Origin of the sequence: Acinetobacter sp. AOR34_HL, from assembly GCF_027854795.1 — a bacterium.
Taxonomy (GTDB): Bacteria; Pseudomonadota; Gammaproteobacteria; order Pseudomonadales; family Moraxellaceae; genus Acinetobacter; species Acinetobacter junii.
On record NZ_JAKTID010000057.1, the window covers coordinates 43,183 to 65,558 of the forward strand.

26 protein-coding genes are annotated in these 22,376 nt (G+C 37.3%); 12 read left to right on the forward strand and 14 right to left on the reverse strand.

What is annotated here, in order from left to right:
- Positions 1-4: 4 nt before the first annotated feature.
- From prmB to MKL32_RS10170, 10 genes are all read right to left on the reverse strand, one after another.
- The gene (gene prmB / locus MKL32_RS10125) at positions 5-1,015 is read right to left on the reverse strand and encodes a 50S ribosomal protein L3 N(5)-glutamine methyltransferase (RefSeq protein ID WP_004961811.1); all 1,011 of its coding nucleotides are present in this window, start codon (positions 1,013-1,015) and stop codon (positions 5-7) included.
- 125 nt (positions 1,016-1,140) lie between these two features.
- Positions 1,141-2,346 carry a tryptophan synthase subunit beta gene (gene trpB, locus MKL32_RS10130; protein ID WP_270900498.1) on the reverse strand — a complete coding sequence of 402 codons (1,206 nt, stop codon included), beginning with the start codon at positions 2,344-2,346 and terminating at the stop codon, positions 1,141-1,143.
- Positions 2,347-2,383: 37 nt separating this feature from the next.
- Positions 2,384-3,571: a vWA domain-containing protein gene (locus MKL32_RS10135; protein WP_004915807.1), complete on the reverse strand. Its 1,188-nt coding sequence runs from the start codon at positions 3,569-3,571 to the stop codon at positions 2,384-2,386.
- 12 nt (positions 3,572-3,583) lie between these two features.
- Positions 3,584-4,435 carry an AAA family ATPase gene (locus MKL32_RS10140; RefSeq protein WP_087539323.1) on the reverse strand — a complete coding sequence of 284 codons (852 nt, stop codon included), beginning with the start codon at positions 4,433-4,435 and terminating at the stop codon, positions 3,584-3,586.
- Between the two features lie 39 nt (positions 4,436-4,474).
- Positions 4,475-4,861, reverse strand: a complete 387-nt coding sequence (locus MKL32_RS10145; protein WP_004915801.1) for a hypothetical protein — start codon at positions 4,859-4,861, stop codon at positions 4,475-4,477.
- A complete protein-coding gene (locus MKL32_RS10150) occupies positions 4,854-5,159 on the reverse strand; it encodes a YcgL domain-containing protein (protein ID WP_004961809.1) in 306 nt (101 codons plus the stop codon). The genes MKL32_RS10145 and MKL32_RS10150 overlap by 8 nt, the downstream gene beginning before the upstream one ends.
- A gap of 102 nt (positions 5,160-5,261) precedes the next feature.
- On the reverse strand, positions 5,262-6,404 hold the full coding sequence (locus tag MKL32_RS10155) for a ribonuclease D (protein WP_004915794.1): 1,143 nt from the start codon (positions 6,402-6,404) through the stop codon (positions 5,262-5,264).
- A gap of 287 nt (positions 6,405-6,691) precedes the next feature.
- Complete coding sequence (gene recR / locus MKL32_RS10160) at positions 6,692-7,288, reverse strand: recombination mediator RecR (RefSeq protein WP_004915789.1); 597 nt, start codon at positions 7,286-7,288, stop codon at positions 6,692-6,694.
- A gap of 67 nt (positions 7,289-7,355) precedes the next feature.
- Complete coding sequence (locus MKL32_RS10165; protein ID WP_004915785.1) at positions 7,356-7,685, reverse strand: YbaB/EbfC family nucleoid-associated protein; 330 nt, start codon at positions 7,683-7,685, stop codon at positions 7,356-7,358.
- 12 nt (positions 7,686-7,697) lie between these two features.
- Complete coding sequence (locus MKL32_RS10170; protein WP_270900499.1) at positions 7,698-8,885, reverse strand: O-succinylhomoserine sulfhydrylase; 1,188 nt, start codon at positions 8,883-8,885, stop codon at positions 7,698-7,700.
- A gap of 346 nt (positions 8,886-9,231) precedes the next feature.
- On the opposite strand from MKL32_RS10170, the gene MKL32_RS10175 reads away from it, so the two are divergent.
- From MKL32_RS10175 to MKL32_RS10195, 5 genes are all read left to right on the forward strand, one after another.
- On the forward strand, positions 9,232-10,317 hold the full coding sequence (locus MKL32_RS10175) for an alpha/beta fold hydrolase (RefSeq protein WP_126132554.1): 1,086 nt from the start codon (positions 9,232-9,234) through the stop codon (positions 10,315-10,317).
- A gap of 3 nt (positions 10,318-10,320) precedes the next feature.
- On the forward strand, positions 10,321-11,193 hold the full coding sequence (locus tag MKL32_RS10180) for an NAD(P)-dependent oxidoreductase (protein WP_126132553.1): 873 nt from the start codon (positions 10,321-10,323) through the stop codon (positions 11,191-11,193).
- A gap of 351 nt (positions 11,194-11,544) precedes the next feature.
- Positions 11,545-11,814 (forward strand): YARHG domain-containing protein, encoded by a 270-nt coding sequence (locus MKL32_RS10185; protein ID WP_004954451.1) that lies wholly within the window; start codon positions 11,545-11,547, stop codon positions 11,812-11,814.
- Positions 11,815-11,903: 89 nt separating this feature from the next.
- A complete protein-coding gene (locus tag MKL32_RS10190; protein WP_004954452.1) occupies positions 11,904-12,317 on the forward strand; it encodes an HIT family protein in 414 nt (137 codons plus the stop codon).
- A 248-nt stretch (positions 12,318-12,565) separates the two neighbouring features.
- Positions 12,566-13,681, forward strand: a complete 1,116-nt coding sequence (locus tag MKL32_RS10195; RefSeq protein WP_039047923.1) for a porin — start codon at positions 12,566-12,568, stop codon at positions 13,679-13,681.
- 62 nt (positions 13,682-13,743) lie between these two features.
- On the opposite strand, the gene MKL32_RS10200 is transcribed toward MKL32_RS10195, so the two are convergent.
- A complete protein-coding gene (locus MKL32_RS10200) occupies positions 13,744-14,367 on the reverse strand; it encodes a YidB family protein (RefSeq protein ID WP_270900500.1) in 624 nt (207 codons plus the stop codon).
- Between the two features lie 131 nt (positions 14,368-14,498).
- Positions 14,499-14,960 carry a DUF6231 family protein gene (locus MKL32_RS10205; protein ID WP_126132550.1) on the reverse strand — a complete coding sequence of 154 codons (462 nt, stop codon included), beginning with the start codon at positions 14,958-14,960 and terminating at the stop codon, positions 14,499-14,501.
- Between the two features lie 37 nt (positions 14,961-14,997).
- On the opposite strand from MKL32_RS10205, the gene MKL32_RS10210 reads away from it, so the two are divergent.
- Positions 14,998-15,867 (forward strand): DUF2797 domain-containing protein, encoded by an 870-nt coding sequence (locus tag MKL32_RS10210; RefSeq protein WP_270900502.1) that lies wholly within the window; start codon positions 14,998-15,000, stop codon positions 15,865-15,867.
- Between the two features lie 42 nt (positions 15,868-15,909).
- Here the strand turns inward: MKL32_RS10210 and lpxB are convergent, their stop codons facing one another.
- Positions 15,910-17,085 carry a lipid-A-disaccharide synthase gene (gene lpxB, locus MKL32_RS10215; RefSeq protein ID WP_270900503.1) on the reverse strand — a complete coding sequence of 392 codons (1,176 nt, stop codon included), beginning with the start codon at positions 17,083-17,085 and terminating at the stop codon, positions 15,910-15,912.
- 243 nt (positions 17,086-17,328) lie between these two features.
- Between lpxB and MKL32_RS10220 the strand changes: the two genes are divergently transcribed.
- The 6 genes from MKL32_RS10220 to MKL32_RS10245 all read left to right on the forward strand — a co-directional run bounded on the left by MKL32_RS10220 (position 17,329) and on the right by MKL32_RS10245 (position 22,055).
- A complete protein-coding gene (locus tag MKL32_RS10220) occupies positions 17,329-17,622 on the forward strand; it encodes a hypothetical protein (RefSeq protein WP_075696473.1) in 294 nt (97 codons plus the stop codon).
- 3 nt (positions 17,623-17,625) lie between these two features.
- Positions 17,626-19,182, forward strand: coding sequence for a PepSY-associated TM helix domain-containing protein (locus MKL32_RS10225; protein WP_270900501.1), 1,557 nt, complete (start codon positions 17,626-17,628; stop codon positions 19,180-19,182).
- Positions 19,179-19,469, forward strand: coding sequence for a hypothetical protein (locus MKL32_RS10230; RefSeq protein ID WP_005402619.1), 291 nt, complete (start codon positions 19,179-19,181; stop codon positions 19,467-19,469). The genes MKL32_RS10225 and MKL32_RS10230 overlap by 4 nt, the downstream gene beginning before the upstream one ends.
- Before the next feature lie 116 nt (positions 19,470-19,585).
- Positions 19,586-20,473, forward strand: coding sequence for a sulfite exporter TauE/SafE family protein (locus MKL32_RS10235; RefSeq protein ID WP_042890768.1), 888 nt, complete (start codon positions 19,586-19,588; stop codon positions 20,471-20,473).
- Between the two features lie 118 nt (positions 20,474-20,591).
- A complete protein-coding gene (locus MKL32_RS10240; protein WP_004954481.1) occupies positions 20,592-21,683 on the forward strand; it encodes a 3-deoxy-7-phosphoheptulonate synthase in 1,092 nt (363 codons plus the stop codon).
- Positions 21,684-21,860: 177 nt separating this feature from the next.
- On the forward strand, positions 21,861-22,055 hold the full coding sequence (locus MKL32_RS10245; RefSeq protein WP_126132548.1) for a hypothetical protein: 195 nt from the start codon (positions 21,861-21,863) through the stop codon (positions 22,053-22,055).
- Here the strand turns inward: MKL32_RS10245 and MKL32_RS10250 are convergent.
- The coding region (locus MKL32_RS10250; RefSeq protein WP_270900281.1) for an IS3 family transposase at positions 22,047-22,376 on the reverse strand (330 nt) is incomplete at its 5' end. The two genes, MKL32_RS10245 and MKL32_RS10250, sit on opposite strands and share 9 nt — an antisense overlap.

Here is a 22,376-nt window from a genome sequence, read left to right on the forward strand (position 1 = left end):
CCCCTTAACTTTGAACTGATTGCTGAAATATTTCTTTATAACGGCGGCATTGTTCAGCAGTTAATGCAAAAATACCAGAACCGCCTTTTTGGAAAGTGAGCCAATGGAAGTCAACTGTATTGAAGTTTTGGCGCATTGCCCATTCTGAGTTACCCACTTCGATGACGATTAGACCATCTTCAGTCAAATAATCAGCAGCTTGAGCTAACATTTTGCGCACTAAATCCAAACCATCCTGACCCGCAGCAAGTGCCAATTCAGGTTCATGCAAAAATTCTTCTGGTAAATCGGCCATATCTTCTGCATCCACATATGGTGGATTGCTGACAATAAGGTCATATTGATTTTCAGCTGGGATTTTTGCAAACAAATCAGATTCCAGTAATGCAACTTGATATTGTTTGTTGTGATGTTCTGTATTAATGGAAGCAACTTCTAAAGCTTCTTTAGAAATATCAGTAGCATCTACTTCAGAATCAGGAAATGCATAGGCTAATGCAACTGCAATACAACCAGAACCTGTACACATATCTAAAATACGTTGCGGTGTTTTTGGATTTGGATTAACAGGTAAGCTATTTAAAGCTTCAAGCATTTGTCCATTTTCATCTAAGCAGTATGGTGCAAAACGCTGTTCAATTAATTCAGCAATTGGTGAACGCGGAATCAAAACACGCTCATCGACATAGAATGGCTTATTAAAGAAATATGCCAAATTCAATAAGTATGAGGTTGGAACTCGTTCGTTGATTCGACGTTCTAACAAACTGAGGAATTCAGCCTTTTCACTCGGCAAAAGTTTCGCATCTAGAATTTCTGAATCTGCATTCCACTCTAGTGATAAAGTTTGTAAAACCAAAGCTGAACTTTCTGCAAAATAATCTTCAGTACCTTGTCCTAAGTGTGCGTCATATTGACGAAGTGCGGTTACACCAAAACGAATAAAATCTCGAATGCTTACTAAATTTTCAGCCGCTTCTTGTAAATGTTCAGGGCTGATTGTAGGTCGCTCCACTTAGGCGTCTCCAAAATGCAAATAGCAAAAACGCTTTATTCTAACGGGATTCAAGCCTATTTAACAGTAAAAAACCGCTTCTACAGACTAGAAACGGTTTATGAAATTTAAATCAAGGTAGAAAATTACAAACCCAACTTTTGAGCAACATAGTCTGAATCCTTATCTCCGCGACCAGAAAGATTCACGACGATCTTCGTATTTTTATCCATTTTAGGTGCTTCACGTAATGCCCAAGCCACCGCATGGGAGCTTTCTAGAGCAGGCACAATACCTTCGACACGCGAAAGCGTCATAAATGCATCTAAACACTCTTGATCTGTTGCTGTTTCATATTGAACACGTCCCAACTCTTTAAGAAAACTATGTTGTGGTCCTACACCAGGATAATCCAAACCTGATGCAATAGAATGTACAGGTAGGGGTTCTCCTTGATCATCCTCAAGCACATAACACGCCATACCATGAATTTGACCTGGTTTACCTAATGTGAGTGTAGCTGAGTGTCTATCCGTATCTAAGCCATGACCTGCTGGCTCAACCCCAACAAGTTTTACTTCAGGGGTATTTAAGAATGCAGTGAAAGCACCAATTGCATTTGACCCACCACCTACACATGCAACTACATAATCAGGGTTTTGTCCAAAACGTTCGTTTGCTTGAGTTTTAATTTCATTTCCAATAATCGACTGAAAGTCACGTACCATTTTTGGAAATGGATGCGGTCCAACTACAGAACCAATCGCGTAAATATAATTTTTAGGATCTTTTAAATATTCTTCAAAAGCACTATCAACTGCATCTTTTAAAGTTGCAGTCCCCTGAGTAACTGAAACCAACTTTGCACCCAAAATTTTCATCTTAACGACGTTTGGATGTTCTTTTTCGATATCTACTTGTCCCATATGAATTTCACACGGAATACCGACTAATGCACAAGCAGTTGCTAGAGCAACACCATGCTGTCCTGCACCAGTTTCAGCTATGACCTTGCTTTTGCCCATATATTTAGCAAGCAAAGCCTCTCCTAAACAGTGATTAATTTTATGAGCACCAGTATGGTTAAGATCTTCTCGTTTTAAATAAATCTGTGCTCCACCTAGTTGATCGGATAGACGTTTTGCATGAAATAAAGGGCTTGGGCGACCAACGTAATTTTTAAACAAATCATTAAGTTCATCTTGAAATTCAGCTGTATGACGAATTTCTTCATAAGCATTGTTAATTTCGTCCATTGCCTCTTTTAAATGAGGAGGAATAAATTGACCGCCAAAATTACCAAAAAAGCCTAATTCATTAGGCAAAGCAATGCCGTTAATTTGATGTTCCATGTCTTTTCCTGTTCTTATAAAGTATTAATGTCAATTTTTAGCGTGATAAATATCGTGTCATATCCTCAATCCCCTTGAGGGTCATCGGATACATATGATTTTCAAAAATCTCTTTAATCCAGCCAATAGTCTGTGTGTAATGCCAATAGCCTTCTACTTCAGGATTTAACCAAGCTGTTTTATCAAAATGTTGGCGTAATCGCCTTAACCAAACCTCACCAGCTTCATCATTCATATATTCAACTGAACCACCCGCTGACTTTAGCTCATAAGGTGCCATACTCGCGTCACCTACGATGATGACACGGTAGTCACGTCCATATGTATGGAATAAATCCCATGTATTCATACGCGTTGAACTACGACGATGATTATCTTTCCAAACATAGTCATAGAGACAGTTATGGAAATAGAAATACTCTAGTGTCTTAAATTCTGACTTGGCAGCGCTAAACAACTTCTCACATTCAGCAATATAAGCATCCATGGAGCCACCAACATCAAATAGCATCAAAACCTTAATACGGTTACGGCGCTCTGGAACCAGTTGTACGTCTAAGATACCCTGTTTTGCAGTCTCTCGGATCGTACCATCTACATCTAACTCTTCTGCTGCGCCTTGTCGCGCAAATTTACGTAAGCGACGTAAAGCAATTTGCATTTGTCGTGTACCTAAAACTTGATCATCATCAAGATTTTGGTATTTACGTTGCTCCCATACTTTTACAGCCGAACGTTTGCGTCCTGGCCCACCAATACGCACACCTTCTGGATGATCACCAAAGGCGCCAAAAGGTGAAGTTCCACCTGTACCAATCATGCGGTTGCCACCTTGATGCTTTTTATGTTGTTCGCGTAAACGCTCTTCCAACATTTTCATCAATTCTTCGAGGGAACCGGCCTTTTGTAGTTCTTCACGTTGCTCTGGTGTTAGATGTTTCTCTAAAAGCTCAAGATCAAACCAATCTTTAGGTAGTTTATGAACCTGTTTAAGCAATTCATCTAAATCGAAAGTTTCAATGCCATCAAAATAATCTTTCATAGCACGATCAAACTTATCAAAATATCGTTCATCTTTGACTAAAACAGTTTTAGCCAATTGATAGAACTCGTCTTGATCTGCGAAAACAAGACCTGAAGCCACAGCCTGATTAAGATCAATCAATTCACGGGTGGTAACAGGAACGCCATATTTACGTAAGGTGTAAAACAGTCTCACAAACATTGGTAGACACTCTTAACGGCGTGACATAAAAGCTAAACGCTCGAGTAACTGCACATCTTGTTCATTTTTAATCAAAGCACCATACAGTGGCGGAATTGCTTTTGATTTATCATGATTGCGCAACACATCTTCAGGCATATCATCAGCCATAAGTAAGCTTAACCAATCAATCAATTCAGATGTTGATGGTGGTTTTTTCAAGTTTGGGACTTGGCGTAACTTAAAGAATATTTGTAATGCTTCGCTCACCAACGTATTAGAAATACTTGGGAAATGAACAGCAATAATGTCGCGCATAGTTGATTCATCAGGAAATTCAATATAATGGAAGAAGCAACGACGTAAGAATGCATCTGGAAGTTCTTTTTCATTATTTGAAGTGATGATAACGATAGGTCGTTGAGTTGCGGTAATTGTTTCCCCTGTCTCATAAACATAGAACGACATTTTGTCGAGCTCATGCAACAAATCATTTGGGAACTCAATATCTGCCTTGTCAATTTCATCAATTAACAATACACAACGTTCTTCGCTGGTAAATGCTTCCCACAACTTACCTGGTTTAATATAGTTTTTAATGTCATATACACGATCATCACCTAACTGGCTATCACGTAAGCGAGATACAGCATCATACTCATACAGACCTTGTTGTGCTTTAGTCGTTGACTTGATATGCCAAGTAATCAATTTCAAACCTAAGCTTTCAGCAACCTGCTCAGCAAGTAAAGTTTTACCGGTCCCTGGCTCACCTTTAACTAATAAAGGCTTTTGTAAAGCTCGTGCAGCTTTGACTGCAAGTTTGAGGCTATCGGTTGCAATATATTGATCTGTACCAGTAAAGTGTTGTGTATCAGCAGACATTTTAAAACCTTATTTTTCTATATTTAACTGTGTGTAGATTTAAACCGTGTGTCCTGTTTTATTTGCAGTGTATTTAGACCAGCAAAACCCAACCAGTAATCCTAATCCAATTACAAATAAAATTAAGGATAAATTTGACCAAATAAGAACATGCTCTTTGGTAAGTACACCGAAGATCAGTCCAAAGATTGCTGGGGCTAATGCAGAATTAGGCCCCTCAGAGATGGTTGGTGTGACTAAAATTGCAAAAACAATAATCCAAAGTATTCCACCTACTGGATTCGGTAAACGCGACATCAAACGATACCAGCACCATAATGCAATCAATGTTCCAGTCACATAAACAATAATGGCTACATTTTCTTCTGGAAATTGATCAAAGACCGAAAGAATTTGTGACCATATTGCCGTTAGAGTCTCAAGCACCGCGTAATCCCTCAGGTTCTACAGCATTCGGGTTGATAAGACCTTCTGGTGGCATTTGAATAAAAAAGCCTTTGGTTTGCAAAGAGTCTAATACATGCAAGACATTTACACGTGCAAGCTTACGCTCAGCATGCAACTCTAAGTGCATTACAAATGTTGCTTTACCAAAAGCTTGCAAGACATTTTCAGGAACGACTTCTAGAGGATTCTCTTGGTCTTTATCCTCAGGATAGTTTGGACGAGCAATATAAATATACATTTCGTCTTTTTTACTCGATCTATAAATATCGCAGTGCATGTTTACTCACAACCATTATCAATCAAAAACAGCATACATGAAAAAAACTGTAGGTACATTAAGGAATGTTAACGCTACAGTCGTATTTTATACTGTTCTTATTTACCTAGAAATCTTCATTTGAGTTGTTAAAAACTCAATATCTTCTTTGAAAAGTGCAATTAACGGCTCTGTCAAAAGATCATAGCGCCAACCTAATAAATAGCTGGGTAAATCTTGCTCATCGAGATGAAAGACCACATGCTCATAAATCGCATTTAGCCACTTCTTACGTAACAACACTTCCTTTGGAATACCTGTTTTATTGACCACCATTTCGATCAATAGATCAACACGAGGTGCAATTTCTTTGGAGTTATTTTTGACAGGACGCGCCAAACGCAATGGCCATTCATCTTCAGGGGGTAAAAATTTCAGTAGATCTAAAATTGTTTTACCATGCTCACGAACAATATTTGGTCGCATGTCTTTAACTTGTGCCAACTGAAAAGTATTTCGCGGATTCTTTTCGACTAGATCAATCATTGTGGCATTTTTAAGTATGAAACTACGCGGTTGATTCATCGCTTTGGTAATTTGTTCACGCCAGATGCTTAATTGTTGTAATTGCATCAACTCACGCCTAGAGTGACGATAATTACCAATATCCGTATAAAGTTCAGATAATGGTGTCTCTAATGCGATTTCTTTAGTCAAATTTTGGCAATCCTCTAAAACATAGGAATATAAACCCTTTGTTTGAAGATCAAACTTCAGTCTTTCTGCCAGCTTATTTAAATATAGTACGTCATTTGCGGCGTAACTCATTTGCTCTTGACTAAGTGGACGTGCTAACCAGTCCGAACGTGTTTGGTCTTTATCGATATCAATATTCAAACAAGTTTTTAATGCATTTTGATAGCTGACCTGCAAACCATGACCAAGAAAAGCCATCGCGACTTGCGTATCAAATACATTTTTTAATGGCTTTTGATCTGCGTAATGATAAATCAGATCAATATCCTCACCGCATGCATGAAAGATATTCTGCTGAGCTTCAAAAACCTTACGCCAAAAATCAGATAAATCTAGGGCAGCGCCATCTAACAACGAAACCTGATCATTTACATTGATTTGGCAAACGCCTAATTTCGGATATAAGGTATCAACCTTAATAAACTCAGTATCAAGTGCGTATGTGGAACAATGTTCCATTTGATTGAGGAGAACAGCTAGATCTTTTTGCTGTTGGATAAACTGAAACATAATTGCTCAAGTAAAAAAATTAAAAACATAGCGATGCAACGATTTCATTGCAGTTATTGCTCAAGCGAGATCAGATGCAAAAATTTACTCAGTATTCCACATACAAAACATGAAATTACTCCCTATTCCATTTGTAAATCAGCGAAAGTCCATTTCGCCAGCCAATAGTGCCACAAATTTAAATAATTATAGCTATGATAATGTAAGACAAAATGTAAAATTTAATTATTTGTTTAAATTAACAGCATGAATTTAAAATAAATATATAAATTATATCGACCTTAGTCTTATTTCATACGCATTCGATTATGTACAGCCTGACTCAAAGTGTGACTGTCTACATATTCCAATTCACCACCCTGAGGTACGCCTTGTGCAATTCGAGTCATATGTATTGGCAAGTGTTTTGTCGCTTCTACCAAATAATGTGCCGTTGCTTGCCCCTCAACTGTTGCATTAGTTGCTAGGATCACTTCTTCAATTTGACCTTCACTTAAACGCTGCACTAAATATGGAATGCCTATTTCCTCAGGTCCAATACCATCAAGTGGTGAAAGATGCCCACCTAAAACATGATATTTACCTCTAAAGCTTCCACTTTGTTCAATTGCCATAACATCAGCGGGTGACTCAACCACACACAGTAAATTTGAATCACGCTCTGTCGACGCACAAATATCACAAATTTCATTTTCAGTGAGTGAATGACAAATTCTGCATTCGTGAATATGACTCGAGGCCTCATGCAATGCATACGAGAGTGCAAAAGCACCTTCACGGTTCTTCATCAATAAATGTAATGCCATACGCTGTGCAGACTTAGGACCTACGCTCGGCAAAATACGCAATGCTTGAACCAATTGTTCAAATCGTTCACTAAACACAAATTAACTCGAATATTTGTAGAAAGAATCCCCCTAAGCTTATTTTTCAAACTTAGGGAGTAATCAATTAGAACAAGCCAGATAAGCCCGGTGGTAAACCCATACCAGAGTTTGCACCTTGCAATTTCTCTTCTGAAATCGCTTCAGCTTGACGAGCAGCATCATTCATCGCAGCTGCGATCAAGTCTTCAATCATGTCCGCTTCATCTTGCAATAAATCAGGACTGATCTCGATACGTTTTACAACATGGCGACAAGTCATGGTTACTTTAACTAAGCCACCACCTGCTTCAGCATGAACTTCAGTTTTCGCAAGCTCTTCTTTGGCTTTTTTAAGATTTGTTTCCATGTCTTTTTGCATGCGCTGAGCTTGCTGCATGAGCATATTAATGTTCATAACTTTCTCTCGTTAAATTAAATCTAAACCACGTGACAGATCACGAATAATATCATTGATATCTTCTAAACCAACAGATACACGGATTAAACCTTCCTCAATACCTGCTGCTTGTTTGGCTTCAGCCGACATTCTACCATGTGAGGTCGTCGCAGGATGTGTAATTGTTGATTTGACATCACCAAGATTACTTGTAATGGATAAGAATCTTGTATTATCAATTACAGTCCAAGCACCTTGACGCTCTCCTTTCACAACAAATGAGACAACCCCACCAAAACCTTTTTGCTGTTTCTTAGCCAATTCATGGCCAGGGTGATCTGGCAATCCAGCATAATATACCTTTTCAACTTTATCATGCTGCTTGAGCCATTCAGCTAATACCTGAGCACTCGCACAATGTGCCTTCATACGTAAGCTCAATGTTTCTAAGCCTTTTAAGAATATCCACGCATTAAAAGGACTCATTGAATTGCCTAGTGTACGGATCACACCATTTACTTCTTCGAGTAAATCATTTTTACCAACAACGGCACCACCCAGTGCACGTCCCTGACCATCAATATATTTAGTTGCAGAATATAGAACTAAATCTGCCCCGAATTTGATGGGTTGCTGTAATGCTGGAGTACAGAAACAGTTATCTACAGCGAAAAGAGCACCATGTGCATGTGCAATATCTGCAATCGCCTGCATATCACCAACTTGTGCTAGAGGGTTGGATGGTGTTTCTATAAATAACAAACGTGTATTTGGCTGTAAGGCATTTTTCCAACCTTCAAGATCGTCTAAATCAACAAAAGTGACTTCAACCGCGAATTTAGCTACATATTTTTCAAATAAGGCAATAATTGAACCGAATACAGCACGTGAACAAATGACGTGGTCACCCGCTTTCAAATACGCCATACAAATTGCATGTACAGCAGCCATACCAGAACTTGTTGCAACTGCACGCTCAGCACCATCAAGCGTAGCCAATCGCTTCTCAAAAGCTTGTACTGTTGGATTGGTATATCGAGAATAAGTATTGCCTGCTACTTGACCTGAAAATTTCGCAGCAGCATCAGCAGCGTTTTCACATACAAACGATGAGGTTAAAAAAATAGGTTCACTATGCTCACCTTCAAAAGTACGGTTATGACCAGTACGAATTGCAAGCGTATCTAGTTGATATTCTAAATCATCATTTGGATTCATCGTTTTGTATGCCTTATGATTAATGGGTTCAGGAACACTCTATTCTATACTCTGGACAGTTTTGCAAATTGCAAAGAATGAACCTATAGGTTTCTGCCCATTTCAACTTTGACTAAAATTTTCTCACATTTGGATATAAAACCAAGCAATAAGATCACTATTGCTCTCTTCTAGAATCCTATCTGATTAATTTACGCACAAAAATTAAATTCATTTTACAAAGTGTTATTAAATTCCGCCTAAATGTGCCAACATTTTGAGCGCCTAAGGTATTTAAGGTCAAGGCGAAAGATACAATAATCGCTTAGACTTCGTGCAATCTTGACTCATGATGAGACTTAAAAAGATGAAATCGCTTGTGGAACAGCAAAAAATAAATTTTAAACATCTCGCTATGCGTGTATTTGAAGCAGACAAGTTAGTCTTATCCCAATCTACACCTTATCAAGTTATTGCCGAATTTAAACAAACACGTGTCAGATTCTATGCTTCTGAAAACAAGCGTTATAAGGAGCCTCTTGTCTTCGTAGCACCACTTGCGATTAATATGGATATATACGATTTATATCCATACCGTTCTTTAGTTAAACACTTTCAAGAAAGCGGTTTTGACGTTTACCTGATTGATTGGGGTAAATTAACTTATAAAAATTATCATATTGATTTCTTATCATTCATCGATAAGTTCATTCCACGTTGCATTGAAGCAATTCAAAAGCATTCGAAATCTAAAGAAATCTCGTTACATGGTTGGAGTATGGCTGGCATCTTTGTCACACTATATACAGCACGCCATCAACCAGATGCAGTAAAAAATTTAATCGTATTGGGTAGTCCAATTGATAGTTATGCATCAGGTTATATTGGTAAGCTATATAAAACGCTCGCCTATGCGACAACACGTAATGCGACGATTAAAGACTATATTTACAATCGTCTCCCTAAACTCATGATTCATTCACCAGGTTTTTTAAATTCTTTGGGCTTTAAGTTACTTGATCCTAAAGGTTGGATCGACGGCAATATCCAACTGCTTAAAAATCTGGATAATCTAAAACTGGTTCAGGAAGATGCAACTTTAAGTCATTTTCTTAACAATATGATTGATTATCCTGGTGGCATTAATCAAGACATGCTGTTTAATGTCTGGATGCAGAACCCATTAAAAAATGGTGCAATCACACTAAAAAACAAAACCATTGAATTAAAAGGTATCAACTGCTCTCTATTAGTTGGTGCTGGGAAAAGTGATCAACTGGTAACGACTGATGCCGCTTTTCCATTAACTCAGTTGACAAATAGCCAAGATGTCACGTTTACTCTTATACCTGGCGGACACTTAGGTTTAATGTCTAGTCAAAATAGCTCAATCGAGTTTTGGCCGACACTTACAAAATGGCTAGAAGAACGTTCAACACATTTAAAAAGGTAAACTATGACTCAATCTGTTGCATTTATCGGTTTAGGTGCCATGGGATATCGTATGGCTGCTCATTTACCAAAATATTTCGACACCGTTTATGTTTGGAACCGAAATTTCAGTAAAGCCGAACAACATGCAACAGAATTTGGAACAATCGCTGCTGAACTCGAACATGCAGCGCAAGCCGATGTGATTTTTTCTTGCTTACCGACCAGCCAAGATGTTGAAAACCTAATAAGCAGTATCAAAATCAAATCAGGTGCGATTTGGATTGACTGCACCAGTGGTGTCCCTGATGTAGCACGCCGTCTAGCTGAACAGCTCAAAGCTCAAGATGTAGCATTTTTGGATGCACCCGTCAGTGGTCAAACTATAGGTGCAGAAAATGCAACCTTAACATTTATGGTGGGTGGTGATATTGATGCATTTGAACGTGCCTATCCTGCTATGTCAGCTTTAGGAAAACTTATTCAACATGTAGGCGAGTCTGGCGCAGGCTTTGCAGTAAAAGCCATTAATAACATGCTGCTCGCTGTAAATTTATGGTCAGTAGCTGAAGGTTTTACAACATTAAAAGCACATGGCGTAAATCTAGATGCCGCCTTGAATTGTATTAATGCTTCTAGTGGTAAAAGCCTAGTCACTGAGAATATTTTCCCGCAACGTGTTTTAAGTCGAGAGTTTCCTGTTACTTTTGCCCTGCCTTTATTAGCAAAAGATACGGGAATTGCCCTAGATTTGGTACACGATGCAAAATTACCTGCACCTATACTATCTTTGGCACAAAGTCTCATTCAAGCTGCAAACTTAACTGCTGAATCCAATAGTGACTTCTCTGCTGCAGTTAAAATGTATGAAACTTGGACTAAAATTACGCTTAAATAAGACCCTCTATTTATGCAATATTCTATTCATCGGCACTTTTGATATCTGAAATTTATTAGATAGCACTGCATAAATATGTGGTGCTTTAAATATTACATTTATTTCAATGTTTATAACTTGAGATTATTAGATTACACTTAAAGCTAATTAACCCACCTTAAATCAATGAAAAATATATATTTTATTTTAGAATATGAATAAATCATTAAGTAAAAATTACACTCAAACAATACACATTGATTGAAATTTCATGAATAAGCCTTATATTGGTAAGTACGTAGGGATCAAATGCCATATGAATATCGTTTCATAAAGCCTTGATTTATACCTTTTTGAATAGAGGAACACCTCATGAATAAGTTTACGGTTGCAGTTATTGCAGGATTAATCTCTTTTACTGGTTTTAATCTCCAAGCTGCCACACCAGAACAAGAATGTAAAAAGTTGCAAGATGACTACAACCTCATCTATGCATCAAAAGGATTCTGTTTTAAAGACGCTGATGCGAAAGCTAAATATGGTAATGAAAACTGCCATACGACTAAGCCAAAATTTTCAGATAAAGAGCAACAACGTCTCGATCAAATCAAAGCTCGGCAAAAAGAGCTTAATTGCAAATAAAACGACTTAAATAGTTCATTTATAGCTCTCTTATTGAAATCAATAAGGGAGCAATTTTTTAACTTAGTACATCATATAAAGGATTAATCATGGCATACGATGACCAAAATATTTTCGCGAGAATTTTACGTGGCGAATTACCTGCGATTAAGGTCTATGAAGATGATCAAGTACTCGCATTTATGGATATTATGCCCCAAGCGGAAGGTCATACGCTTGTTATCCCAAAAACACCTGCAGTAACTCTACTCGATTTACCTGCGGATGCTGCTGCATACACCATTCAAATTGTGCAAAAAATTGCTCGAGCGATTGAAACTGCATTAGATGCAAAAGGTATTGTTTTAATGCAATTGTCTGGTGCTTCTGCTGGGCAAACTGTTCCTCATGTGCATTTTCACTTAATTCCAAGTTCAGTACATGAATTAGGGCGTCATGCTGCCAAGATGGGCGATCAAGAAAAAATTAAAGAATTAGCAGAAAAAATTAAAGCTGCGCTGTAATTTTTCACATAATAAAAAGCGAAGTTATAACTTCGTTTTTTATTATTACTATAAAAATCAATAATAAATATAATTATTACTAAATATAAATCGTCATCAAACTGTCATCTTTCTTTCACTTCTCTGTCACAAAGTTTTCCGATACTGCATACAAGTCAGTGAGCTGTGTAACTTTTTGTACACAAGCAAGCTTATAACAGTAACTAAGGCATTAGCCATTTACAAAAAAGTGTTTTGGAGAAATCTCAATGAAAAAATTGCTTCTTGCTGCTACTGTAGCAACTTTAGCCATGAATGCAGCGCAAGCAGCACCAACATTGTATGGTAAGTTAAACGTAACACTTGACAATGTTGATAACAAAAACTTTGATGGGGAAAGTGACGTTACTGAAGTTAACTCTAATGCTTCACGTATTGGCGTAAAGGGTGAAGAAAAATTAACTGACAAACTTTCTGCAATCTATTTAGCTGAATGGGCTATTTCAACTGATGGTTCTGGTTCAGACACAGATCTTAGCGCTCGTAACCGTTTCATCGGTCTTAAATCTGATGGTATCGGTGCACTTAAAGTTGGTAAATTTGACTCTTACTTTAAAACTGCTGCTGGCAACAACCAAGATATTTATAACGACCACACAATTCTTGATATTACAAATACAATGTATGGTGAAGACCGCCTTAACAACGTAATTGGTTTTGAATCTGACCCTAAATTACTTGCTGGTCTTACTTTCAATGTAATGTTCCAACAAGGTGAAAATACTTCTGACTCGAAAGAAGGTGCTTCTGGTTACGATGATAAGCGTGATAGCTTCGGTGATTCAGTTTCTGCTTCTGTTAACTACGAAAATAAAGATCTTGGTTTAGCTGTTGGTGTTGCAGGTAACTCGGGTGTTCAAGGTAAATACAATGCTTACAGCTTAAAAGATATTTATTCTGATGCTTACCGTGTAACAGGCTCTATGGACTTTGGCGTAATTGGTGCTAAAGGTTTAGTTCTAGGTGCTTTATGGCAACATGCTGAGCCTAAAGATGATTTAACAGCATTTAATACTGGTAAAAAAGACACTAACGGTAAAGATATTCTTGCGAACTACAAAGGTTTGGAAGAAGATGCTTGGGTAGCTGCTCTTACTTATAAGATTGGTGACACTCCATTTGCTGTAAAAGGTCAATACCAATCAGCTACTACTGCTCGTGATGGTTTTGAAGATCGTAAACTTGACCAATACGGCGTTGGCTTAGACTACCGTTTCAACAAACAAGCTCGTTTCTACGGTATTGTTGCTCAACAAAAACGTGATTGGCAAGATGAAGACAACAAACGTACTGTTGTAGGTGCAGGTATGGAATATAATTTCTAAATTGAGATTATCGTTCTACAAAAAAAGGGCATTCATTTGAATGCCCTTTTCTTTTTGATTACTTACTTCTTTAAGAATCCACTTACTAAATTTAAAACATTCTGAATATCTTGATTTGCTTCTTGAGGATTTGTACTAGAGCCTTGTGGTGTCAAAGAATCAATAACTTGTGGTAGAACTGATGCTATTGCACCATAAATTGCCTGTTTAGGCGCTTGTGTTTGTTGTGCAACTTGTTCAACATCTTGATCATCAAATAAATTTTGAATATTTTGAGTTGGAACATCTTGAGCATTTTGTTGCTGTGGATCGACCCAGCTTTGGACCTGATTTGCTAAACCTGCATTTTTTAGTTTGTCTAAAGCAGCTTGCAAACCGCCTTGTTTTTGAATCCATGCAAGAATTAAGGGTAAAACTGCTATCAATAACGTTTGTGCTGTACCACCGCGGTTACTATTGGTCTGTGTAGAATTATCACTATTCCCCGCACCTAACTGACCTAATACTGAACCAAGAATTCCGCCTAAACCGCCTTGTTGTTGGTTTTGATTATTTTGTTGTTGTCCACCAAGTTGACCTAAAACTGAACCTAAAATTCCGCCCAAACCACTTTGCTCAGTCGTTTGCTGTTGTCCACCTAAAGCTTGTTTCGCCAGTATTTCAACAATGTTTGCTAAATCCGTCATGACTTATCCTTTGGAATTATTTATTCCAAAAGAATACGCTGCTTTGAAAAAACAAAACAAAGATGATTTGTTAATTTTTGCAAGAACTTGCAATCAAAAGCAAGGATTTAGTTTGGCTAAATACAACCTGATCACCAGCGGAACTTATCCCAGTTTTCAGGATTTGCCCAGAACTTAGAGTTGAACCAGTCAGGAACATGTTTATAAGTCAAAATATTAAACTGCCATAAAGCAAAATCGCTTTCATGCGTGGTTTTATCAATCAATTGAGTAAAACCAAGTGAACGAAGTAACTTTTCATCAGTTAATTTACTCACGACAACAATACGTTTTGCCATCAAATCTCGAAGCTTGACTAATAGTTGGGATTTTTGAGAATCACTGATAGTTTGCATTTCTTCTGTATCAAATAATACAAAACCTAAATCATATCGCTGCGTAAAAGGCAGATTTAAAAAGTCAGTTACGCTAAAATAATTCCATTGAATAGAAACATTTTGGTCAATTTTCTGACCTATACAAAGTGCAGTATGAATCGGCTGTTCTTTAGATAAATCGTCTAGCATAGAAGTGATGACATTTTGTTCAGCCATACTGCAACCCTTGATTGAGAAAGATGAGAGTTTATTAATGGAACTACTGGGCATTTGCCATAAAATGCATGCAGCACTCAAAACGCATAGTGTAACTGATCAATCAACACGCAAGGCAAATGTTGAATATAAATTTATCCTAGATCGCTCAGAAACTGATCTACCGTTTGTGTTAGGTCAAGAGTTAGAGATTGAATGGACTGGAAATATTTTTTGTACATCTTGTGGTGCAAAGACACCTAAATCATATTCGCAAGGACATTGCTTTATATGCTTTAAAACAAAAGCTGAATGTGACTTGTGTATTATGAAGCCTGAAACCTGTCATTATCATTTAGGTACATGCCGTGAAAATGATTTTGCACACAATGTCTGCTTCCAACCACATATTGTTTATTTAGCGAACTCTAGTGCCTTAAAAATCGGAATCACCCGTATCGTGAATATGCCAACACGTTGGTTAGATCAAGGTGCGACACAAGCTCTCCCAATCATGAAAGTGGGTTCACGCCGTTTATCAGGACATTTAGAAACATTATTTGGCACTCAAATCGCTGATAAAACTGATTGGCGTAAATTGCTTAAAGGCGAAGCTGAGCCACTAAATTTAATCGAACAGCGCGATCAGATCATTGAGGAATTTGCACCTAAGATTCAAAGTATTCGTGATGAGTTCAGTCAAAATCTAGAGTTTAATGAAAATCTAGAATTACTAGAAAACGAAATACCACATGAGTTTATATACCCTGTGGAACAATATCCTGAAAAAATAAAATCACTAAATTTGGATAAGACTCCAAAAATACGCGGTGTATTACAAGGTATCAAAGGTCAATACCTGATACTTGATATTGGAGTGATCAATATTCGAAAATATACAGGTTATGAACTAATTCTTCGAGCTTGAATGACTTGAATACAGGTGGCTACGTTGCCACCTTTTTATTTATCAAGAGCTCAAACAGTTCAATATCGCTTGGACTGGATCTTCAGTATTCCCTGAGATGAGCTGCTTATGCATACTAAGATGTTGCATCATTTGAATATGTGCAGTTTCGTGATCCATCAATTTCTCAATTGAAGTTGCTAAATGCTGTGGCGTTGCATCTGCTTGTATTAACTCTTCAATTACCTTTTTGCCAGCAATAATATTGGGCAAAGAATAATATGGAATTTTGACTAAAAATTTCGCAATTAGATAGGTTAACCAGTTTAATTTATAAAATGTCACCATCGGACGGTGCAATAACATCGCTTCAAGTGTCGCTGTGCCAGATGCTAAAGCAACTATGTCACTCGCATTCATCACCATACGTCCAATTTTTGATTCAGCATCTGAATTTTCTAAAACATGAATTTTAGCCTTTAAACTAGTCCCTACATTCTGTAAACCCTGCTCTATCTGTTGCTTACAAGCATCATTGATTGCAGGTATCAGAAATTCAAGCTCTGGATATTTTCGATGTAAAATCTCGGCAGCATCCGTCAACAATGGTAATAATCGTTCGATTTCACCGCGACGACTGCCAGGAAGTAATGCGATGTGAGTTTTATTTGCTGCTAAACCTAATTGATGTTTCGCTTCAATAATCGGATTCTTGAGAGGTAATTGTTTTGCTAAAGGGTGTCCTACAAATGCTGCTGGCACCTCATAATTTTCATAGAACGTTTTTTCAAATGGAAACAAACAAAGGACTAAATCTATACTTCGTTTAATGCCATGAACTCGTCCTTGACGCCAAGCCCAAACTGAAGGACTCACATATTGAACTGTTTTGATTGGTAAATTGTTTTCTTTAATCGTTTTAGATAGACGTAGATTGAAATCTGGCGCATCTATTCCTATAAAAATATCTACGGGACGTTCAGTCCATCTTTCAACTAGACCATCACGTACAGCAAATAATTTTTTTAGGTCTTTTAAGACTTCCACAATTCCCATCACAGATAGTATTTCCATAGGATAATAACTATGAAAACCTTCAGCGATCATTTGCGGGCCACCAATACCCTCAAATTCAACATCTATGCCTTGTTCGCGAAAACTACGCATGAGTTTAACTCCTAGCGTATCACCAGAAACTTCACCCACGACGATCCCAATTTTTAGTTTTTGCTTTAACAAGACAACTGCCCCATTCAAATGTTTGAAATATTTTAACAAAATGATTTTACATTGAATCGCATCAAAGATGACAATTTGTTCTTGATTAGTGAACATTATGAATCATCTGTATTAGCATTAATTATTTATATATCCATTTATATTTACGATTAAAGTCAAATTGAATAGAATTGATTAGCACATTAATATAAACAAGAATCATTTTCATATGTAACTTATTCTATTTAACATCATTGTGAACTCATGTCTAAGACTTCTTTAAATACATATAGCGATAAACTAAATGTTTTATTTCGCTTCTTTTTAACGTTTGTGATCGGGTATGTATGTACAGCTTTTTTATGTATGAGCCTTACTCAAGTTTTTCAGACCTTTTTAGCTAATGCTGAAGCAATTTATCTAGCCGCATTCATTTCCATATTTTTTTATCTCAGCTTTATCATTGTTGGATTTTGTTTTTCTTCTTTATCTAAGCTCGCCCTAACAAGTTTCGCACTCACCATATTTCTATTTGGCTTATCAGTAGGTTTGAATTAAAAAATGCAGAATAAAAGTGTTCGCCAGTCAATGGCTTGGTTACATGCTTGGACGGGCTTAATTTTCGGATGGCTGCTATTTGCTATTTTCTTGATGGGTACAAGCTCCTACTATCGGCATCAAATCACTTTATGGATGCAGCCAGAACTTGCGCAATATCAAATCAATCAGGATACGGCAATCCTAACTGCAACTCATTACCTATCCCAAAATGCTAGTGATGCTAAAACGTGGTATTTAAAAGTTGCTAATTCTGAAGAACCTGTAAACAAAATTTATTGGGAAAAAGCTAGTGGTGGTTACGAAAGTAAAAGCTTAGACGTTAATACAGGCAAAGAACTTCAATTATCTCATACTCAAGGCGGTGACTTTTTTTACAATTTTCATTTTCAGCTATACGGCATGCCTGTGTTTATTGGCAGGCTCATCACAAGCCTTGCAGCATTCATCATGTTAATTGCACTGGTATCTGGCATTATTACCCACAAAAAGATATTTACCGACTTCTTTACACTCAGAACATTTAAATCACAACGGTCTTGGCTTGATTTTCATAATGTGACATCAGTTTTAGCTCTTCCCTTTTTTCTGACAATAACGTTTACAGGCTTAGCCATTTTCTTTTATTTATATCTCCCTTGGGGAATGAAAAAACTCTATCCAGAAAATCCTTATCAATATTTCACTGAAATACGAACCGTAGCTACGAATTCAAATACGATAACATCCCCTCAAATAAGCAACATGATATCGACAGAGGATCTTTTGACTCGAATCAAACAACAATGGGGAGATCGATCACTTGCTACTTTTGAGGTTAAAAATCCAAATACGGATCAAGCCGTAATAACGATCAAACAACTTGAAGATCGTTCAATCACGCTAAATCAACCGCAAATCGTATTTGATGGAACGGGAAAGATATTAAGTAATACTAGAAATAATAGTGCTATAGCTACCCTAAATGCTGGAGTTTATGGACTTCACATGGCAACTTTTGCCCAATCTTTTCTAAGATTTGCTTTTTTTTGCTCAGGAGTTCTTGGCTGTCTGATGATTGCGTCAGGGCTATTGCTGTGGAGTCTTAAACGACAAATTCAGTATAAGTCCCCAAAATTCCATTTTGGTTACTACCTTGTTGATCGCTTAAATATTGCAAGTTTTATTGGTCTTCCGATTGCTATGTTGAGCTATTTTTTAGTGAATCGGTTGATTTCAAGTCCTAGCGCTGATCTTAATTATGAAATTTATACATTTTTTAGCGTTTGGATGCTTAGTTTTGTATTGGCTTTATTCACACCTAAGCAATATTTATGGAAATCTCAGATTGTGATTTTTGCTCTACTCGCTTTCAGTTTACCCTTATATAACCTGTTCTATTTGCTTAATCATGACCTTATAGCAAACTTGGAAAGTTACTGGTTATTTCTACGTGTTGATCTATTCTTTGTTGCCTGTGCATGTTTTGCAGCATTCATTTATAAAAACATTCAGCCAATACAAATCAAGTCAACTCAGAAAATTAAAAGCAAACTGATTAAAAATGGAGTGAATGTGTGATTTTCTTTAGTTTATTACTGACTTTAATCGGTATGTTCATCTTGTATCGTTGTAGTTCTAAACAACAGTCTAAAGTTCATTTGAAATATCAAAAAATAATGACGACCTATCAAGTGCAATTTCGAATCTTGGCTTTTCTTTTATTCCTAATTTCAGGAAGTTTATTATGTTGGATTGAGGGAATATCGATCGGATTCGTCAGTTGGTGGATATTTGCAACACCCATCACCTTCCTATTGGTTTTAAAAATCAATCATGTCTTAACTCCTAGAGTCAAACACAAATGACGTTAAAAAATCTTCCTTTAGCTTTTTTTTGCATAAGTAAATCATTATTCATCACAACGAGTTATCTCAAAAAAGCATAAGATATGCCTGTTTTTGCATAATTAGGCATATTGGTAATGTTTGGTCCTATTGAATTTATCATGGCTGGGGTTTTGGTTGGCTTCTGTGTAGGTATCACAGGTGTTGGCGGTGGTTCTTTGATGACTCCTATTCTTATTAGCCTTTTCAAAATTGAACCACATATCGCAATTGGTACTGATTTGCTTTATGCATCAATCTCTAAATTCTGTGGCTCAGTTGTTCATGCAAAGAAACTCAATATTGTTTGGCCAATCGTTATTTGGCTAGCATTCGGTAGTATTCCTGCGTCATTCGCAACCTCATGGGTTTTAGAACATTATTTAAGTCAATCAACGCACTACAAAGCTGTATTAACGATGGTACTTGGTTTTATGCTGACTTTGACAGGTATCTCGATTGTGTTTCGTGCGCAAATTGAAAAGTTCTTTGACCGTTTCCGTAATCGTGAACAAGCAAATATGGAAAGCGAGCAACATGCTTTACAACATAAACGCCATTATATCGTCATCATGGGGATCATCTTAGGTGTGTTCGTTACACTATCATCTGTAGGTGCTGGTGCTTTTGGCATCATGGCTTTAGTAATTATGTTCCCAAATCTACCTATGATTCGTATTATTGGTTCTGATGTTGTACACGCAGTATTATTGACAGCAGTTGCTGGCCTAAGCCATATGTCTTCAGGCAACGTCGATTTTACATTATTGATGTGGTTATTGGTTGGGTCTATTCCAGCAATTATTGCAGGCACATTGATCAGCTCGCATATGCCAGAACGTGTGATTCGTAAAATTCTAGGTATCACATTATTTGCGCTAGGGATTAATTTTATGGTTAACCCGATCAAAGCGAAACCAAAGCCAGTAGAAACTCATCAAGCTGTCGTGATTCAGCAAACAACAACTTCTACAAGCGCAGTTTAAGTAGCAAAATGCCGATTGTTTCTACATAAAATATGATTATAACTAGTTAATCAGTCGGCATTTCGTGCTATATTCGTAGACAAAATAACCTCTTCTTTTGATTAAATTTGTGACAGCAATGAATACTCTACAGTCAAATCCAGTTTCTCAGCCAGATATCGACGACGTTAACATTAAAAGCATTCAAACTTTAATTACCCCTGCGGAACTGAAAGCTGATCTTCCTTTATCTGAGGCTGCGTCGCAAACTGTATTACAAGGACGTGCAACTGTACGTAATATTTTAGATGGTAAAGACAAGCGCTTGTTTGTCGTTATTGGCCCTTGTTCGATCCACGATCCTAAAGCTGCAAATGAGTATGCTGATCGCTTGAAAGAGCTGAGCGAAAAAGTAAAAGATACGCTTTATTTAGTTATGCGTGTTTATTTTGAAAAACCACGTACAACAGTAGGTTGGAAAGGTTTAATTAATGACCCAGATATGAATGACTCTTTCAATATTGAAAAAGGGTTACATATTGGTCGTGGTCTTTTACTAGAATTAAATGAAAAAGGTTTGCCTTGTGCAACTGAAGCACTTGATCCGAACTCACCTCAGTACTACCAAGATTTAATTTCTTGGTCAGCGATTGGTGCTCGTACAACAGAAAGTCAAACACACCGTGAAATGTCTTCTGGATTATCTTCACCTGTTGGCTTTAAAAATGGTACAGATGGCGGTTTAACAGTTGCAACGAATGCAATGCAATCAGTAAAACACGGTCATAGCTTCTTAGGCTTAAATGAAAACGGTCAAGTTGCAATTATTAATACTAAGGGCAATCCTTACGCACACGTAGTTTTACGTGGTGGTAACGGTAAGCCAAATTATGATGCAACTTCTGTTGCTGAAGCTGAAGCTGCTTTAGCAAAAGCTAAAGTAAGCAATAAAATCATGATCGATACCAGTCATGCTAACTCAAACAAAGATCCATACTTACAACCTTTAGTTCTTAAAAACATCACAGAGCAAATTCTTGATGGTAATAAGTCAATCGTAGGCATCATGGTTGAAAGTCATTTGAAAGGTGGTCGTCAAGATATTCCTGAAAACTTATGTGATCTTGTTTATGGTCAATCAGTAACTGATGGCTGCATCGACTGGGAAACAACAGAAAAAGCCCTACTAGAGATGCATGAAGCGTTAAAAGACGTTTTACCAAATCGTTAATAAATAGTTGATATAAAAAACAGACTCTTATGAGTCTGTTTTTTTTTACGTAAAAAGCTCGATAAATCCCAAATAAGGTGATCTTGAATACTGATTCATCTGTTTAAGATATGTTTTGTAGTGCAAAGTTTTTTTAAATATACTGCTGCCACATTTCCGCTGTGTCGTATCATTGATATGAAGTCCAGTTTCCGTCAACATTTGCTAAAGTGGCGTACCTCTCTTGGTGCGATTACTTTGCTTTGTTTACTCTGGCATATTTTCTTACCCACGATGGTTCATATTGGCGTTGTACCTTCACTGTATGCAATGCCGAGTCACTGCCAAGTGGACTGCTCCCAGTATCCTAGACATGAGACCGCCTCATTTTGAAGCTGTCTCAAATGCTTCTGGGCTCATCCCATCGAGATGCGAATGACGCCTGATTCGATTGTAAAACATCTCGATATAATCAAACACATCCGCACGGGCCATTTCTCGTGTTTTATAGATCCTCTTTTTAATTCTTTCCTTCTTTAAACTACTAAAAAAGGATTCAGCAACAGCATTGTCCCAACAGTTTCCACGACGACTCATACTCGGAACTAAATTATGCTTTTGACAGAATTTCTGCCAGTCTCCGCTACTGTATTGTGAGCCTTGGTCTGAGTGTATGATCACAGGTTCATTGGGTCTGCGTCGCCATACCGCCAT